Annotated in this window: 14 protein-coding genes; 4 read left to right on the top strand and 10 right to left on the bottom strand. The window is 63.7% G+C overall.

Annotated features, from left to right (window positions below; genetic code table 11):
- Positions 1-283: 283 nt before the first annotated feature.
- Entirely contained in the window at positions 284-1534 is a 1251-nt protein-coding gene (gene serA, locus LUN51_RS05395; protein WP_277810444.1) for a phosphoglycerate dehydrogenase, read from the top strand.
- A gap of 97 nt (positions 1535-1631) precedes the next feature.
- Here serA and LUN51_RS05390 read toward each other — a convergent pair whose 3' ends face one another.
- Both LUN51_RS05390 and LUN51_RS05385 read right to left on the bottom strand, forming a co-directional pair.
- Positions 1632-1799, bottom strand: a complete 168-nt coding sequence (locus LUN51_RS05390; protein WP_179861065.1) for a hypothetical protein — start codon at positions 1797-1799, stop codon at positions 1632-1634.
- An 80-nt stretch (positions 1800-1879) separates the two neighbouring features.
- The gene (locus tag LUN51_RS05385; protein ID WP_277810443.1) at positions 1880-3916 is read right to left on the bottom strand and encodes a TonB-dependent receptor family protein; all 2037 of its coding nucleotides are present in this window, start codon (positions 3914-3916) and stop codon (positions 1880-1882) included.
- Between the two features lie 270 nt (positions 3917-4186).
- Between LUN51_RS05385 and LUN51_RS05380 the strand changes: the two genes are divergently transcribed.
- On the top strand, positions 4187-5149 hold the full coding sequence (locus LUN51_RS05380) for a rhodanese-related sulfurtransferase (RefSeq protein WP_277810442.1): 963 nt from the start codon (positions 4187-4189) through the stop codon (positions 5147-5149).
- Positions 5150-5238: 89 nt separating this feature from the next.
- Here the strand turns inward: LUN51_RS05380 and chrA are convergent, their stop codons facing one another.
- The gene (chrA, locus tag LUN51_RS05375; RefSeq protein ID WP_277810441.1) at positions 5239-6471 is read right to left on the bottom strand and encodes a chromate efflux transporter; all 1233 of its coding nucleotides are present in this window, start codon (positions 6469-6471) and stop codon (positions 5239-5241) included.
- Between the two features lie 193 nt (positions 6472-6664).
- Between chrA and LUN51_RS05370 the strand changes: the two genes are divergently transcribed.
- Positions 6665-7135 carry a DUF2243 domain-containing protein gene (locus LUN51_RS05370; RefSeq protein WP_277810440.1) on the top strand — a complete coding sequence of 157 codons (471 nt, stop codon included), beginning with the start codon at positions 6665-6667 and terminating at the stop codon, positions 7133-7135.
- A complete protein-coding gene (locus LUN51_RS05365) occupies positions 7030-7914 on the top strand; it encodes a cytochrome c oxidase assembly protein (protein WP_277810439.1) in 885 nt (294 codons plus the stop codon). Before LUN51_RS05370 ends, LUN51_RS05365 begins: the two co-directional genes overlap by 106 nt.
- Before the next feature lie 28 nt (positions 7915-7942).
- On the opposite strand, the gene LUN51_RS05360 is transcribed toward LUN51_RS05365, so the two are convergent.
- The 7 genes from LUN51_RS05360 to LUN51_RS05330 form a co-directional block, all read right to left on the bottom strand.
- Positions 7943-8431 carry an ureidoglycolate lyase gene (locus tag LUN51_RS05360; RefSeq protein ID WP_277810438.1) on the bottom strand — a complete coding sequence of 163 codons (489 nt, stop codon included), beginning with the start codon at positions 8429-8431 and terminating at the stop codon, positions 7943-7945.
- A gap of 22 nt (positions 8432-8453) precedes the next feature.
- Positions 8454-9302, bottom strand: coding sequence for a bifunctional allantoicase/(S)-ureidoglycine aminohydrolase (locus tag LUN51_RS05355; RefSeq protein ID WP_277810437.1), 849 nt, complete (start codon positions 9300-9302; stop codon positions 8454-8456).
- A 17-nt stretch (positions 9303-9319) separates the two neighbouring features.
- Positions 9320-10261, bottom strand: coding sequence for an allantoinase PuuE (puuE, locus tag LUN51_RS05350; protein ID WP_277810436.1), 942 nt, complete (start codon positions 10259-10261; stop codon positions 9320-9322).
- A 206-nt stretch (positions 10262-10467) separates the two neighbouring features.
- Positions 10468-11508 carry an SDR family oxidoreductase gene (locus LUN51_RS05345; RefSeq protein ID WP_277810435.1) on the bottom strand — a complete coding sequence of 347 codons (1041 nt, stop codon included), beginning with the start codon at positions 11506-11508 and terminating at the stop codon, positions 10468-10470.
- Between the two features lie 46 nt (positions 11509-11554).
- Positions 11555-14641, bottom strand: coding sequence for an FAD-binding and (Fe-S)-binding domain-containing protein (locus LUN51_RS05340; RefSeq protein ID WP_277810434.1), 3087 nt, complete (start codon positions 14639-14641; stop codon positions 11555-11557).
- 48 nt (positions 14642-14689) lie between these two features.
- A complete protein-coding gene (locus LUN51_RS05335; RefSeq protein ID WP_277810433.1) occupies positions 14690-15787 on the bottom strand; it encodes an enolase C-terminal domain-like protein in 1098 nt (365 codons plus the stop codon).
- A 20-nt stretch (positions 15788-15807) separates the two neighbouring features.
- Positions 15808-17607 (bottom strand): thiamine pyrophosphate-requiring protein, encoded by a 1800-nt coding sequence (locus tag LUN51_RS05330; RefSeq protein ID WP_277810432.1) that lies wholly within the window; start codon positions 17605-17607, stop codon positions 15808-15810.
- Between the last annotated feature and the right edge of the window lie 87 nt (positions 17608-17694).

The raw sequence follows: 17694 nt of genomic DNA, 5'->3' as shown, positions 1-17694 counted from the left end.
CCACGGCCCGGTTGCCAAGAGTTGGCCCCACAGTATACACCCAAGCCCCGGGGACGCGTCTGCCCCGGCAAACGCGGCGCATCTGGCTCGTGTACCATACTCATGCGCAAGGTGCAGCGAATTCATCCTCAAACAGAGTGCCTGTGCTACGATATGGCCCCTGTCGCTGGGCGGCCTCCTCCCCCTTTTCTTGCCTCGGGGCCTCGGATCGCCCGCTTGGACAGGCCACCACCATACCGATTAGATAAACGTCGCATCAGTCGACGAAAGGGTTGAACCGACAATGGCCAAGACGTCTCTGGACAAGAGCAAGATCAAGATTCTGCTGCTCGAGGGCATTCATCAGTCCGCCGTGGACAACCTCCTGAATGCCGGTTACACCAACATCGAAACGCTCTCCACTTCTTTGTCCGAGGACGAGCTGGTCGAGAAGATCCGCGACGTTCACTTTATCGGCCTGCGCTCGCGCACGCAGCTCACCGAGCGCGTGTTCGCCGCCGCCGAGCGGCTCACCGCCGTGGGTTGCTTCTGCATCGGCACCAACCAGGTCGATCTCAATGCCGCTCTCGAACGCGGCATCCCGGTCTTCAACGCGCCGTATTCCAATACCCGCTCGGTGGCCGAGCTCGTCCTCGCCGAAGCCATCATGCTGCTGCGCGGCATCCCCGAGAAATCCACCCGCGCTCACCAAGGTGGCTGGCTGAAATCGGCCAAGAACGCCCATGAAGCACGTGGCAAGACACTGGGGATCATCGGCTACGGCAGCATCGGCGCCCAGCTCTCGGTGCTCGCCGAATCGCTCGGCTTCGACGTCCTGTATTACGACGTCATCACCAAGCTTGCCATGGGCAATGCGCGCCAAGTGGGCTCGCTCGAGGAGCTGCTAGCGCGTGCCGACATCGTCAGCCTGCACGTGCCTGACGTGCCATCCACGCGTTGGATGATCGGTCGCGACCAGCTGGCGCTGATGAAGCAGAGCGCTATCTTCATCAACGCCTCGCGCGGCACCGTGGTGGATATCGAGGCACTGGCGGAAGTGCTAGAAAGCGGCAAGCTGCTCGGCGCGGCCATCGACGTCTTCCCCGTCGAACCCAAGGGCAGCAACGATGAATTCGTCTCGCCGTTGCGCGGCAAGGACAACGTTATTCTCACGCCGCACATCGGCGGCTCGACCTTGGAAGCCCAGGAAAACATCGGCATCGAGGTCTCCGAGAAGCTGATCACTTACTCCGACAACGGCACCACCATCACTTCGGTCAACTTCCCCGAGGTCGCGCTGCCCGCCCATCCGGACAAGCACCGCCTGTTGCACATTCACGAGAACGTGCCGGGCGTGATGTCTGAGATCAACAAGGTACTCGGCGACGAGGGCATCAACATCTCGGCGCAGTACCTGCAGACCAACAGCGGCGTCGGCTACGTGGTCATCGATGTCGACAAGGCCTACGGCCCCAAGGCGCTGGAAGCGCTCAAGCGCGTCAACCACACCTTGCGCCTGCGCGTGCTCTACTCCGAAAGCAATTTCGAGGCGTAACGGCACGGCGCACGCCTTGCCCAACGCAACACGGCCCCTCCGAGAAGGGGCCGTGGCGTTTGTGGCCTGCTAGTTCAGCGATTTCCCGGTCGCGGCCTCACGGCGTCTCGTTGGAATGTGAGACATCCGCCGGGTTACTGGTCGGCCCGCTCTGGGGCACTCCCTTCTTGACCTCACGATGACCATCGTCATACGTATTGATCGTGCAGCCAGCAAGCCCCGCCAGCAGCAACGCGGTTCCCACCACCGCAAGTAGATAACGCATAGATCCCTCTTTTATCCGCTTATCGTGCCCAGGGCCCCCTGGCCGATGTCACCGGCCAGTGAGCGATTGATGCGACGCGTCTAGAACGCGACTTCCATACCAGCGTAGACGGTCCGCCCCGGCGCCGGCTCATAATAACGCCCATAGCTGCCGTTGAGACGCACATTGGCGAAATGCTCGCGGTCGAAGAGATTGCGCATGCCCACGTAGCCCTTGAGCAAAGTATCGCCGCCCAGATGCCAGCCATCACCGACGCGCAGATTGACCAACCAGTAGTCGTCGACTTCCACGTCGTTGGCGTCATCCGCCACCATATCACCGATATACTGCGTCTCGAGCGTCGCGAAGCGCTCGTCGAGCCCCTGCCAGGAGAGCTGGTTCATCCAAGTCTGCTCCGGCAAGCCGGGGATGCGATTACCGCCGTAGTTGCCATCCTGGGTGTCGTATTCGTCGAACTCGTACTTGGCCAGCGTCAAGGCACTGTCGAGGCGCCAGCTCGGCGTCATCTGCCAGCCCAGCGCCAGCTCGATACCATCGCGCGAGGAGTCGCCGGCGTTGCGGTAGAAGTCCCGACCATTCTCGTTGTAAGGCACTAGCTCGTCACGCACACGCACCGAGAACAGCGCCAGATCGTAATCCACGCCATTGTCGAAATTGCCCCGCAAGCCGATTTCACGGTTCCAGGATTTCTGCGGTTCCACGCCAGGGTTGAAACCGCCCACGCCGCTGGGGTTGGCGAACTCGGAGAATGTCGGCGTCTCGAACGCCGTCCCGGTCGTCACGTAGACCTGATGCGTCGGCAGATACCGGTAGCTCAAGCCCGCCGAGCCGCTCCACTCACGGAAGGTGCGGTCACCGCTCTGGTCGCCGTCGCTGTCGAAGTCATCGTCGATATCGAAATCGACGCGGTCGTAGCGTGTTCCCAGCGACAGCGTCAGCTTGTCGGTGAGATCCAAGTCACCCTGGGCAAAAACACCCAGCGAAGTGGCCGTCTGCATCTCGTCGCCCGCACGATCGATAACCCCATTCGCGACGTCTACATTGTGGCGATCCCGATCGTCTTCCTGGCGGGCCGCGTCGACCCCCACGACATAACGCAGCGGCAACTCGCCCAGCAGCAGATCCTGATGATATTCAGCGCTGGCACCGTAGTAATCGCGCTGGTAGTTGATGCGGCTATCGCCCTCATAGGGTAATTGCTGTTCGAAGTCACGCTGCAGATAAAAGCCCTTGACGTACAGCTCGCCCGGTCCCGCAGACAAATCCTCGTACTGTAGTCCCAGCACTTGTTGGTCGACTTCCTGACCGGCATCCAAGGCAAGCGAATTGGGCGCCGCATTTTGACGGTCATCGCCCACTTCCGACTCTTTCAACGCCCCTGGGTCCTCTGAGCGCGGATTGTCCAGCAAGTTGACGATGGCCGTCAGTGCGCGGTCGTTGCCCAGCTCGCGACTTACCTTGGCGTTCAAGTGATACTTCTCGACCTGACTCTGATCGCGATAACCGTCGAAATTCAGCGCCGACACACTCACATGATGCGACCAGGGGCCGTTCACGCCGCCATCGCTGAAGCGATATTTCTGGTAGCCGTCGCTGCCGATCTCGGCGCCCAGGCGGGTCTTCTGGTCGTCACGGCCATCCGCCGTGGTCACGCTGAGAACGCCCCCTGCCGCATTGCCATAAAGTACCGACGACGGACCGCGAATAACCTCGATGCGCTCGGCGCTATCGAGGTCGATGGCGTCGAGCTGTGCCTGACCATCGGGCAATGTATAGGGAATTCCGTCGGTCATCACCGTGATCCCGCGCACACCGAAAGGCGCCCGTGCGCCGAAGCCGCGAATCGCCAGGCGCTCGCCTTGGGCGAAGTTGTCACGATTTTGCAGAAACACGCCCGGCACGCGCACCAGCGACTCATCGAGACGCACGCGCTGTTGCCCTGCGGTAATATCATCATGTTCGATCACGGACACCGCAGCGGGGGTGGTGTACAGCTCGCGATCAAGGCGTGGTGCCGTGACTTCCATCACCTCCGGCGAGGAGGATTGGGCGAAGGCAACGCTGGAAACGCTCAGGGCGCCCAGCAACAAGGAGGTATTGAGGTAACGATGCGTCATGGAAATATCGACAGGTCGGGTCTGCCGGATGACGAGGCGTCGCCGGCGGACGGATTCATTAAGCGGGCAAGCATATTAGCATACCCATAACAAGATAGTCTTAGGTCTAACTCGCTATAGCGCAAGGTCATGGCGAGAAGGTACCTGAACGGGGCGGCATCCTGACGCAGATGCATCACCGCACGGCATTGCGTAAAATACGTCTCCCTTGGCACTCGCCAACGATTCACCCGGTCCGTCCTTTACGGGGACGATTACCAGGAGACAGACATGACCCAACCGCACGACGCGCCGCCCATCGTGGTGGCGGCGCTCTATCAGTTCGTCACCCTCGACGATTACGAAGCCCTGCGCGAGCCCCTGCTCGAGACGATGCGTGCCCACGACGTGAAAGGCACACTGCTGCTCGCCTTTGAGGGCATCAACGGCACCGTCTCCGGCACGCGCGAGAGCATCGACGCGCTGCTCGCCTGGCTGCGCGCCGACCCGCGCCTGGCCGCGGTCGACCACAAGGAATCCTACTGCGACGCGCATCCTTTCTATCGCACCAAGGTCAAGCTAAAGCGTGAGATCGTCACTCTCGGCGTCGACGGGGTGGACCCAAACCAGACGGTCGGCACCTATGTCGAACCCGAGGATTGGAACGATGTCATCGCCGATCCGGAGGTCCTGGTCATCGACACGCGCAACGATTACGAAGTGGAAATCGGCTCGTTCGAAGGCGCCATCGACCCACAGACCAAGACGTTCCGTGAGTTCCCGGATTACGTAAAGGCGCATTACGACCCCGCCAAGCACAAGAAGGTGGCGATGTTCTGCACCGGCGGCATCCGCTGCGAGAAGGCTTCTAGCTTCATGCTGAATGCAGGCTTCGAGGAGGTGTATCACCTCAAGGGCGGCATTCTGAGCTATCTGGAAAAGGTGCCTGAGGAACAGTCACGTTGGCAGGGCGAGTGCTTCGTGTTCGATAATCGCGTGACCGTGCGCCACGACCTCGCCGAGGGCGAATTCGAACAGTGTCACGCCTGCCGCCGGCCGATCTCCGAGGCCGACATGGCCTCCGCGAAATACGAGCCCGGCGTAAGCTGCCCGCATTGCTGGGACAGCTTGCCAGAGAAGACCCGCAACAGCGCTCGCGAGCGCCAGCGTCAGATCGAGCTCGCCAAGCGACGCGGCGAACCGCACCCGCTGGGTCGCGACCCGCGCCGTGACAAGGCGAGTCACGAAGCTTAAGCCCATCCCACCGCGAAAGACACGCGAGCCGACGCCCAGCCGTCGGCTCGAACCGGCGCTTCTGCCCCCACGCGCACGCCCGCGCGCACTCACGACAGCGTAATGACGATCCCCCCGAGCGCCAGGATGGCCACGACCGCCCAAGCTGGCAATTTCCAAACGCTCAAGAGCAAAAAGCCCACCAGGGCCAATGCAAATTCGTGCGGCCCGACCACCACACTGGTCCAGACCGGTTGGTAGAGAGCGGCCCCCAAAATGCCCACCACGGCGGCATTCGCACCTCGCATCAATGACTGCACGCGTTCCAGGCGCCTGAAACCATTCCAGTAGGGCAACACGGCCACCAGCAATGCGAGCCCCGGTAGGAAGATCATGATGAGCGCCAAGACCGCGCCGAGCAGCGGCACGGACAAAGCCCCCATCTCGGCGCCGAGATACGCTGCGAAGGTGAAAAGCGGCCCCGGCACCGCCTGGGCGGCGCCATATCCTGCGAGAAAACTATCGGGCGTTACCCAGCCCGACTGGACGACCTCGCTTTCCAGCAGCGGGAGCACCACATGCCCGCCCCCGAAGACCAGCGCACCGGCACGGTAAAAGGCATCTGCCATCGACAGCACCGGGGACGACGACACCCAGGCCAGCCCGGGCAACCCAATCAGCAAGGTGACGAAACACACCGCTGCGATTCGGGCGGCACGTCGAGACACCGGGAAGTGCAAGTCTCGCGACACGGGATCGCCTTGGCCTTGACGCACTTGGTCTCGATAAGCCGAGTCCCGGCACAACAGCATACCGCCCACCGCACCGGCGAGAATGGCCGCTATCATCCCCGCCGGACCACCGATCAGCACGACGATCAGCACCGCCGCCAGCGCAATGCCGGCGCGCCGCTGATCCGGGCAAAGCTTGTGCGCCATGCCCCAGACCGCATGGGCGACGATCGCCACGGCCGCCACCTTGAGCCCATGCAGAATACCCTCGCTGACCGGCCCGTCGAAGGATGCAGCCCCTGACGCAAACAGCACCAGCACGAGGGCCGAAGGCAAGGTGAAGGCCGTCCAGGCAGCGACGGCTCCCCAGCCCCCACCCCGCAACAGTCCCAGAGCGAAGCCGACCTGACTGCTGGCCGGGCCCGGGAGAAACTGACACAGCGCCACTAGATCCGCGTAGTCCGCTTCCGACAGCCAGCGGCGACGCGTGACGAACTCGGCACGGAAATACCCCAGATGGGCAATGGGGCCGCCGAAGGAGGTCAGACCCAGCACCAGAAAGGTAAAGAAGACTTCCTTGATACGTTCGATGGAATGACGAGCATCTCGCATGGAACCGGCCCCCGAGCAAGCGGATGAGGAGAAACCAGCGCTCACCGTGCCCGCCCTTATCGTTGAACGCCACCACGACGGCGTTTCGCGTCCTCCGGGGCGTTTCGCTTTACCACATAGCCTCGACTGCCTACATTTTAGGAGCGCTTAAGGAGTGAGCGCTCACGAATCCATTGACCGGCAGGAGGCCAACATGTCATCCCTTCCCTATCCCAGCCACGCCGACCCGCGCCGCACCCTGCTGGCCAGCGCGTTGATCGGCATCGGCTGCATGGCGGCGGTCGACGAAATAGTCTTCCATCAACTGCTGGCCTGGCACCATTTCGTCGATCGCTACACGGCCTTTGCGCTGGCCTCCGACGGTGTGCTGCACGCCATCGAGCTGGTATTGTTGGTGGTCGGCTTCTTCATGATGATCGAGTTGCATGGCGCTGGCCGCCAGGCGCCCGGCTACCGTGGCCCCGGATTCCTACTAGGCGCGGGGGGCTTCCAAGTTTTCGACGGCGTGGTCGATCACAAGATCCTGCGCCTGCACCAGGTACGCTACGTCGATAACCTGTGGCTCTACGACATCGCCTGGATCGGCTTCGGCGTCGTCGTCCTGGCGATCGGCTGGCTGTTGCTCAGGCGCGCCCAGCGTGGTCACGCTACAAGTCAGCATTAGCCTCCGACGTGTACATGCCCAACGTCGCGCAATGGCTCGCGCTGCTGGCCGCAACGCTGTATCTCGCCGGCGTGTGGCGCACCCGCCACGCCGGCAAGCCATGGTCGCTCTGGCGCAGCGCCAGCTTCGTCGTCGGCACCATTACGCTGGCCGTGGCGTTCGCCGCGCCGGTCAATGCCTTCGCGCACCACGACCTGCGCGGGCACATGCTGCAGCATCTACTGGTTGGCATGTTCGCGCCCTTGGGGCTGGTGTTCGGTGCACCGATGAGCCTGCTGCTGCGCAACCTGGCGCCAGCCCGGGCGCGGGCGACGGTCACGCTGCTGGGCAGCATGCCGGTGCGGATAGTCAGCCATCCGCTGAGCGCCGCGTTGCTCGATATCGGCGGCATGTATCTGCTGTATCTGACCCCGCTGTACACCCAGAGCATCGCCACCCCCTGGCTGCACCACGTCATCCATCTGCACTTCGTGATCTCCGGCTGCCTGTTCAGTTGGGCGATCGCCGGTCCCGATCCGGCACCGCATCGGCCGCGCTGGCGAACACGCCTGGGCGTGCTGATCCTGGCCATCGCCACCCACGCCACGCTCGGTAAACTGATGTACGCCTGGCTGCTCCCGGCAGGCACCGGCGCCAGTCCCGGCGAGATCCAGGCAGCCGCGCAATGGATGTACTACGGCGGCGATCTGGCCGAGCTCTTACTGCTGGTGGCGTTGATGCAGCAATGGTTGCGCGAACGGCAACGCGCCGCACGCGGGAAGCCGCTGCCAGCGGGATGAATGTCGGCGACTGTCTACGACGAGAGCCTCAAGGCAGGCTCACACGCATCGCCAGCGGGAACTCGTTGCAGTTGTCGCCCGCTCCGCCACGGTCGACCACCAGAAACTCGCCTTCCACGTCGAGCACCGAGTGAATGGCATGCCAGGTGCCGGCGCGGTAGTTGACCCCCTGGCGACCATCGGTGACGAAGGCCCGTACCCGTGCCGGGTCCACGGCCTCTCCCGGTGGCGCGACGACGACGACGAAGCGCTCGCCGTGCAGCGGCATGAACGCCTGACTGCCCAGCGGATGACGTTCGAGAAAGTCCAGCGTCAGCGGCAGTGTCACGGGCTGGCTGACGAAGAGGCTGATCAGCGGCCGAGCCCCTTCGCCGAGCGTTTCGATCCGCGCCAGGTCGTGATAGCGCTGGGTGCGACCGCCGTTGATGGGAAAGCCGTCGGCGTCCCGGCGGTCGATGACATCGCCGAACGGTGCGAAGGCTTCGGCGGTCAGGGGCTGGGCGGTAAGTTCGAGCATGCGTTCTCCTCGGAGGATTGTCTCAGCTCAAGCGCAGTTTCATATGGCGGTTCACATCCTTGTAGAGCAGGTAACGAAACGGCCCCGGCCCGGCGGCGTAGCAGGATTGCGGACAGAAGGCCCGCAGCCACATATAGTCGCCGGCCTCGACCTCGACCCAATCCTGATTGAGGTGGTAGATCGCACGGCCCTCCAGCACGTAGAGCCCATGCTCCATGACATGGGTTTCATCGAACGGGATCACGCCCCCGGGCTGGAAGGTCACGATGTTGACGTGCATGTCGTGGCGCACGTCCTGGGGATCGACGAAACGCGTCGTGGCCCAGCGGCCGTCGGTATCCGGCATGGCGATCGGCGCGATGTCGTTGTCGTTGGTGACGAAGGCTTCGGGCACTGCCAGCCCATCGACGAACTCGTAAGCCTTGCGGATCCAGTGGAAGCGCACCGGCGCGTCGCTGCCATTGCGCAGCTGCCAGTCGCAGCCCGGCGACAGATAGGCATAGCCTCCCGGTCCCATCGCGTGCGCTTCCCCCGCGATGGTCAGCGTCATCTCGCCCTCGACCACGAACAGCACGCCCTCGGCGCCGTCATCCGGCTCCGGTCGCTCGCTGCCACCGCCAGGCGAGACCTCCATGATGTACTGCGAAAACGTCTCCGCGAAGCCGGAAAGCGGCCGCGACAGCACCCACAGCCGGGTCTTCTCCCAGTGCGGCAGGAAACTGGTGACGATATCGCTCATCACCCCCTTGGGAATCACCGCATAGGCCTCGGTGAAGACTGCGCGCCCATGAATCAGCTGGCTCTGCGGCGGCAAACCGCCATGGGGGGCGTAGTAGGTTCTTTCAGGTGCGTCGTGGCTGCGTTGTGACATGAGAGGTTCCTCGCTTTTCAAGCCGGATGCGTTGCCGCCCAGTGACGCGCGATATCCACACGCCGGGTTATCCACACCCGGTCATGGGTCTCGAGGTGATCGAGGAAGCGCTGCAGCGCGCGGAAACGTCCGGGGCGACCGATCAGCCGGCAATGCAGGCCGATGGAGAGCATCTTCGGCGTTTCCGCGCCTTCGGCGTAGAGCACGTCGAAGGCGTCGCGCAGGTACTGGAAGAAGGGCTCGCCGTGATCGAAGCCGGTGGGCGAGGCGAAGCGCATGTCGTTGGTATCCAGCGTGTAGGGCACGATCAGGTGACGGTGCGTCTGACCCTGGCTGTCCTGGACGTCGCTCCAGAACGGCAGATCGTCGCCGTAGTAGTCGCTGTCGTAGAGGAAGCCGCCCTGATCGAGCAACAGCTGCCGTGTATTGGGGCTGTCACGACCGGTGTACCAACCCAGCGGGGCCTCGCCGTAGAGCGTTCGGAATATCTCGACGGCACGCTGCATATGCTCACGCTCGACGGCTTCCGACACATTTTGATAATGAATCCAGCGATAGCCGTGGCAAGCGATCTCGTGGCCCAGTTCCTGGAAGGCCTGGGCCACCTCGGGATGACGCTCCAGCGCCATGGCAACGCCGAATACGGTCAATGGCAACCCGCGCCGCTCGAACTCACGCAGCACGCGCCACACCCCCGCCCGCGAACCGTACTCGTAGATCGACTCCATGCTCAGGTGGCGATCCGGATAGGCCTCGGCCCCAGCGATCTCGGAAAGGAACTGTTCGGAGTGGCTATCGCCATGCAGCACGCTGTTTTCGCTGCCCTCCTCGTAGTTGAGGACGAACTGCACCGCGACGCGGGCCCCGCCCGGCCAATCGGCCTGAGGCGGTGTGCGGCCATAGCCGACGAGGTCGCGTGGGTAAATGTCGGACGGATCGGTGGAGGATGCGATGCCCATGAAGACTCCCGGTTTATTATTGTGCCGCTCGGATTAGCTTAGCGTGCGTTTATGTATACAAAAAATCAATCCCTCACCGCGCCCGAGACTATCCCTCGCGCTCAAGGACGTTCAAGCGCCTGCATTTCATCGACCCCCGCATCAACACCGATATGACCACACGCATCGTGAGCCCACCAGGCGCATCGTAGCGCCGAACATTCGAATCATCGCCGGCCGGATAGCGCCCGACGGCGATGCCGGCTGCGCCTGCGGCCGTTCAGCAGGGCACCGAGCAGTACTACGGCGCCCGCGGCGACACCAACTTCACGACGATGGGTACTCGCCCACAGTTGGACGCTCTGCCGGTGGGCCTCGCGATTGAAGCGTCCACGGGCGCCGCGCTCGCCGGCGACCGGTTGCCACAGGTTGTCGGCGCGATTCGCGTCCTCCGTCTCGTCGGTCTGCTGGCCGCCGACGGCGTTGTGCGCCAGATAACGGTCCATCAGCCCCGGGGCGAGCTTGTTGCCCCAGATGGTCAGCAGCGAGGAAATGCCGACGTAGAGCTGGCGACGGCGATGATGGGCCGCCCAGTAGATGGCGCGTGCGCCCACCTCGGGCTGGTAAACCGGAGCGACCGGCCGCGCGCGCCTGGGCAGGTGACTGCGACACCAGTCGAACTGCGGCGTATTCAGCCCCGGCATCTCGACAAGCGTGACATGCACGCGACTGCCCTCGTTGAGCAACTCGCAGCGTAGCCCCTCGGTATAGCCCTTGATGGCGTGCTTGGCACCGCAATAGGCGGTCTGCAGCGGGATCGGCCGATAGGCGAGCGCCGAGCCGACCTGCACGATGGTGCCTCGATTGCGTGGACGCATGCGCTTGAGCGCCGCCAGGGTGCCGTTGACGTTGCCCAGGTAGGTGACCTCGGTGACTCGCTTGAACTCCTCGGCGCTCATCGCGTGAAGCGGCGAGAACACCGTAGTCATAGCGGCGTTGATCCAGATGTCGATGGGGCCAAGTTCGGCCTCGATGCGCTCGGTGGCGCCCTCTATCTGCCGAGCGTCGGCGACGTCGGCGCTGATCGTCACCGCGCGGGCGCCCAGCGCCTCGACCTCGCTGCGCACCGCCTCGAGTCGATTCGGGTCGCGCCCGATCAATCCGAGATGGGCACCGCGCCGGGCGAACTCCCGCGCCGTGGCACGTCCCAGTCCGGCACCCGCGCCGGTAACCACGACGATTTCCTGATGCGTGTGGTGTGCGTTCATGGCACCTCCTTGTGTGCGTCGTTATCCGCGGTCATCGCTGATGGGATCAACGCCGTTGGCTCAATTTCCACAACGCCAGCCCGACCGCCGCCACGCCTCCGACGGTCACCGCGGCGCGCCGGTTGGCGCGACGCTGGGCTTGTTGCCGGCGGCGAACGATCTCGCCCTCCGGCAGGCCGATGTCTGTCGTCGGTGTCTGATCAAGCGCCATGCGCAGCACCTCGGCAATGTGCAAACCCTGGCGCGGCGTGGCCTGAGCGATCTGTTCGCGGCAGCTGAAACCGTTGGCGACGATCAGGGTTTCGCGGTCGGCCCCGCGCACCGTCGGCAGCAGCACCCGTTCGCCAGCCCCCATCGAGACGTCGTACTTGCCTTTCTCGAAACCGAACGAGCCAGCCATCCCGCAGCAACCGGAGTCGGGCATCCGGTGGTCGAGCCCGAGTCGGTCGAGCAGCTCAGTCTCGGCCTGCATGCCCACGACCGAGGTATGGTGGCAATGACCGTGCACCAGCGCCTTGCGATTCAGCGTCGGCGGTCGATAGTCGGCGCGCTCAATCAGGAATTCGCTGAACATCAGACTGTTCCTGCTCAGCGTGCGTGCGCGGCTGTCGTCGGGAAACAGATTGACCAGCTCGTCGCGGAACGCCGAGATGCACGACGGCTCCAGCCCGACGACCGGCACCTCGTCATCGATGACATCGCCTAGTTGGCCCATCACCTGCCTCAGGTAGGACTTGGCACTGTCGAGCATGCCGAAATCGTACAGTGGACGCCCACAGCACAAGCCTTCTGCCGGCAGCATGACACGATAGCCAGCCGCCTCCAGTACCTCGACGGCCGCCCGGCCGGTATCGGGGTAGAAATGGTTGGTGAAGGTGTCCGCCCACAGCATCACCGCGGGTGCGGTGGGGTTGACCGGCGCGCGCCCGGCGAACCACTGCTTGAAGGTCTGCGGCGCATACTGCGGCAGGCTGCGCTGTTCGGGCACGCTGGCAAGCTTCTTCGCCACGCCGCGCAGCCCGGGCGTGCGGGTCACGAAGTTGCTCAGAGCCGGCATTCTCGAGGCCAGCCGCGACCAGCGGTCGATGAAGCCGAAGGCGTAGTTGTTGAGCGGACGGCGGTGTCCCTCGTAGTAGTGCGACAGAAACTCAGCCTTGTAGGTCGCCATATCGACGTTGACCGGGCAGTCATTCTTGCAACCCTTGCAGGCCAGGCACAGATCCAACGATTCGCGGACCTCCTCCGATTGCCAGCCGTCGGTGATCACATCGCCCTGCATCATCTCCATCAGCAGCCTGGCGCGCCCGCGGGTGGCGTGCTTCTCCTCGCGGGTGACCCGGTAGCTTGGGCACATGGTGCCGCTTTCGTCGCTGCGGCACTTGCCGACCCCCACGCAGCGCATCGCCACTTTGGAAAAGTGCCGACCGTCGTCGGGAAACGCGAACTGCGTGGTCGGCTCCGCCGGGGTGTAGTCGATCAGGCGGAGGTTCTCGTCGAGCCGCCAGGGCGTGACCACCTTGCCAGGGTTCATTCGCCAATCGGGATCCCAGATCGCCTTGAAGCGCCGGAAGGCCTCGACCAGTTCACGGCCGTACATGCGCTCGAGCAACTCGCCGCGTGCCTGGCCATCGCCATGTTCGCCCGACAGCGAACCGCCATAGGCGGTCACCAGATCGGCGGCCTCCTCGGCAAAGGCATGGTAATGCGCTGCGCCGGCCTCCGACTGCAGGTCAAAGTCGATGCGCGAATGGATGCAGCCCTGCCCGAAATGACCGTAGAACGCCCCCTTGTAGCCGTACTTGTCGTAGAGTCTGCTCAGGTCTCGGACATAGTCGCCGACTTCGGTCGGTGGGACCGCGGAATCTTCCCAGCCGGGCCAGTGCGGGTGCTGGTCGGGCGGTGGGAACGCCGTGGCGCCCAGTCCGGCCTTGCGCACCGCCCAGATCTTGGCGGCCTGGGCAGGGTCGTCGACGATCTGGTGACCCTGCGGTGCGTTAGCGCCCGGCTTGGTCTGAAGCTTTTCGAGCAAGGCGTTGGTCCGGCCCCGGGCATCGTCGGCGTCGTCCCCGCCGAATTCGACGATCAGAAACGCATTGCCGTCGGGCAGCCGCCTTAGCTCCTCCTCGTTCATATGCTGCTGCTTCTCGTCATCGAACAGCCGCCGGTCGATCGCTTCCAGTGCGATCGGCCGCGCTTCGAGAATCTCCGGGACGTGATCGCCGGCGGCCGCCACGTCATCGAAGCCGATGACCGCCAGCGTGCGATGACGGACGTTCTCGGTCAGCTTCAGGGTTGCGTGCAGCACCGTCAGGCAGGTGCCTTCGGTGCCGCACAGCGCGGCAGCCAGATTGAAGCCGTTCTCGGGCAACAGGTTGTCGAGGTTGTAGCCCGAGACCCGGCGCGGCATGTGCGCGATACGCGGGAAGCGTTCGCGGATGCGCTCGGCGTAGCGATCGCGCAAGTCGCGCAAGGCGGCGAAGATCTCGCCCTGGCGGCCGCCCGCGGCGATGATCGACTCGATCTCCGCCTCGCTGTAATGGTCCTTGAGTGTCAGGCGCACACCGTCATAGGTGAGCACGTCGAGTGCCGCGACGTTGTCGCAGGTGCGCGGGCCATGGCCGAAGAATTGCGCCTGCACCGAATGCACGCCACAGGAGTTGTTGCCGATATTGCCGCCGATGGTGCACCACTCGTGGGTCGACGGATCGGGCGGGAATACTAGGTTATAGCGCCCCAACGCCTGGTTGACCTTGTCGTTGATGGCCCCGGGCTGCACCGTGATGCGCTGCGCGTCGACGTCGATGTCGACGATTTCATCGAGATATTTGGAATGGTCGAGCACCACCGCGTGATTGACCGTTTCTCCCGACAGGCTGGTCCCCGCACCCCGCGACAGCAGGGGAACGTCGAAGGCGTGACACAGGCGGTGCGTGGCGACGATATCTTCAATCGTCTTGGGTATCACGACACCGATCGGCGGCTGACGGTAATTCGAGGCGTCGTTGGCGTAAAGCGCCCGGCTACCGGTATCGAAGCGAACTTCTCCCTCAATGACGGCGCTCAGTTCCTCGGCCAGGTCGTGGAAGTCGCCGACCGCGTCGCTACCCGAGGGTTCGGATAATGGATGATTCACCGTGGCCTCCTTGCGTGGGTGATGAAAGGTGGGCGAGTCCCCTCCGATTCATGCCCGGTAACGCGCGGCCGTCTCACGGTCGAGACTCAGGCCCAACCCGGGACGCGTCAGATTGGGCTGTAGACGGCCATCGACCGGGCCGACATTGCTCTCGAACAGCAAGGCTTCGATGCGCGCATGGTCGTGAAAGTATTCGAGATGACGTAGCTGCTTGGCGCAGCACCCCGGATGCAGATGAATCGCCGGTGCGGTATGCGACGACAGCGGGATATTCCAGGCATCGCACAGCGCTGCTACATCCATGAAGCCGGTAATCCCGGCGCAGCGGGTGGCATCGGCTTGCATCACATCGACCGCCTGGGCTTCGAGCAGGTGACGAAAGTAGGGCAAGTCATAGCCGTACTCCCCGGCGGAGATCTCGACGCCGCCAGGCGCTCGATCCCGCAGCAGGCGCAGGCCTTCCGGGTCATCGGAGGAGACAGGCTCCTCGAACCAGCTCACGCCGAGCGGCGGAAACCGCTCGGCCATGGCCAGCGCCTGCTTGCGCGAATAGGCCCCGTTGGCATCGACATAGAGCTCGGCCGAGGGGCCGATGGCATCGCGCGCCTGGCGGATGCGTTCAGGGTCCGAAGCCGGCTCGCGTCCTATCTTCATCTTGACCCGGGGGATGCCGGCCTCAACCCAGCCAGCGAGCTGGCAACATAGTTGATCCTGCGAATAGTTTGTAAACCCGCCGCTTCCGTAGACTGCCACCGATTCGCGTACCGGCCCCAGCAGCGTCGCCAGTGGTACTTCGAGCAAGCGCGCCTTCAGATCCCACAGCGCGATATCCACCGCGGCGATCGCCATCGAGCTGATCCCCGGCCTGCCGAGATTGCGAATCGCTTCGACCATCGCCAGCCAGCATTCGCGCGTCGCCATGGCGTTGCGCCCTTGGATCAGTTCGGCCAGCTTGTCGTCGATCAACCGGGCACAAGCCGCATCACCGTAGGTATACCCCAACCCGGTACAGCCGCCAGCACTGAGCTCGACCAGCACCAGCGTGGTCGCGTCCCACGCCAGGGTGCCATCGGACTCGGGCCGATCGGTGGGCACGCTGTAGTGCGTCGTCTTTACCGCCTCGACCGGCACATGGCTTATAACCATCAGGCTCGCCTCCTGCCGAATCAGTGCTTGTGTATCTTGGGCACGACCTCGCGGGCGAACTGCTTGAACGAGGCCTTGATGATGCCCAGCGAATCGGGATCACCATGAAGCAGCGCCGACATGTAGGCCTTGGCTTGTTCGCGCTTGATGTGCGGCGGAATCGGCGGCACGTCGGGGTCGGTCTTGACCTCGAGCACCACCGGCCGGTCGGCGTTCAGGGCGCGGTCCCAGGCGCCGGCCAGGGCGTCCGGCTCGTCGACCTTGATGCCCTTGAGGCCGATCAGGTCGGCGTATTCGGCGTAGGGGAAGTCGGGCAGATCCTGCGAGCCGGCATACTTGGGATCGCCGACCTGAACGCGCATCTCCCAGGTCACTTGGTTGAGGTCCTGGTTGTTGAGCACCAGCACCACCAGCCGCGGGTCGCTCCAGCGTTGCCAATACTTGGCGATGGTGACCAGTTCAGCATTGCCGTTCATCTGCATCGCGCCGTCGCCGACCATCGCGATCACGGCACGCTCGGGGTGGGCAAGCTTGGCGGAGATGGCATAAGGCACCCCGCAGCCCATGGTCGCCAGGCCGCCCGACACCGAGGCCTGCATACCGCGACGCAACTTGAGGTCACGGGCATACCAGTTGGCCGCCGAACCGGAGTCGGCGACCAGGATGCAGTTGTCGGGCAGCTTCGGAGAAAGCTCCCAGAACACCCGCTGCGGGTTGACCGGGTCGGCGCTGGCCATGGCGCGCTCTTCGAGCATTTCCCACCATTGGGCGACGCTCTTCTCGAGATGCTCGCGCCAGCTGCGGTCGGTCTTGCGCTCGAGATGGGGCAGCAACGCCTTGAGCGTGGCGGCGCTGTCGCCGATCAGGTTGACCTCCATGGGGTAGCGCATGCTCAGCATGCGCCCGTCGATGTCGATCTGCACACCGCGCGCTTGGCCCTCCTCGGGAAGGAATTCCGAATAGGGGAACGTCGAGCCGATCATCAGCAGGGTGTCGCAGTTCGACATCATTTCCCAACTGGGATTGGTACCCAGCAGCCCGATCGACCCAGTCACATAGGGCAGATCATCGGGCAGCGCAGCGCGTCCCAGCAGCGCCTTGGCGACCCCCGCACCTAGCACGTCGGCGATCTCTATCACTTCATCCGTGGCATTGAGCGCGCCAGCTCCGACCAGGATACCGACGCGCTTGCCCTCGTTGAGCACCTTGGCGGCACGCTTGAGGTCATCCTCGTGGGGCTGGGTCCGTGGGCGCGGATAACCGACTCCAGAATGTACCGTACCGTGGGCATGCGCGGGCGTCTCGACGGCGGGCTGGGTTTGCAGGTCGTTGGGAACGATCAGCGCGGTGACGGTGCGGTCGGCGATGGCGATGCGCATGCACCGGTCGACCAGATGGCGCACCTGAGCGGGGGTGGTCGCCATGTGCACGTATTCATTGGCGACGTCCTTGTACAGCGCCGCTAAATCGACCTCCTGCTGATAGTCGCCGCCCAGCGAACTGCGTGCTTGCTGGCCGACGATCGCTACCACCGGGCGATGGTCCTTCTTAGCGTCGTAGAGGCCGTTGAGCAGATGGATAGCCCCGGGGCCGGAGGTGGCCAGGCAGACGCCGACTTCGTCGGTGAACTTGGCATGTGCGCAGGCCATGAAGGCGGCCATCTCTTCGTGGCGTGTCTGGATGAAATCGAAGCGATCACCGGCACGATCCAGCGCCCCCATGATGTCGTTGATCCCGTCACCGGCATAACCGAAGATGCGTTGGACGTTCCATTCAGATAAGCGCTTTAGCAAAAAATCGCTAACCGTTTCATTGCTCATGTCGAATTGCCTCCATGCAAGTTCTATCGCTAAACAAGCCAAGTAATTGCCGTGACTCTCTGGAAAGGCTAGATGGCTATTAAAATG

Origin of the sequence: Chromohalobacter canadensis (genome assembly GCF_029544075.1) — a bacterium.
Classification (GTDB): Bacteria; Pseudomonadota; Gammaproteobacteria; order Pseudomonadales; family Halomonadaceae; genus Chromohalobacter; species Chromohalobacter canadensis_A.
The sequence above is the reverse complement of the archived record's forward strand: the minus strand, read 5'-3'. Positions and strand labels throughout refer to the sequence as shown.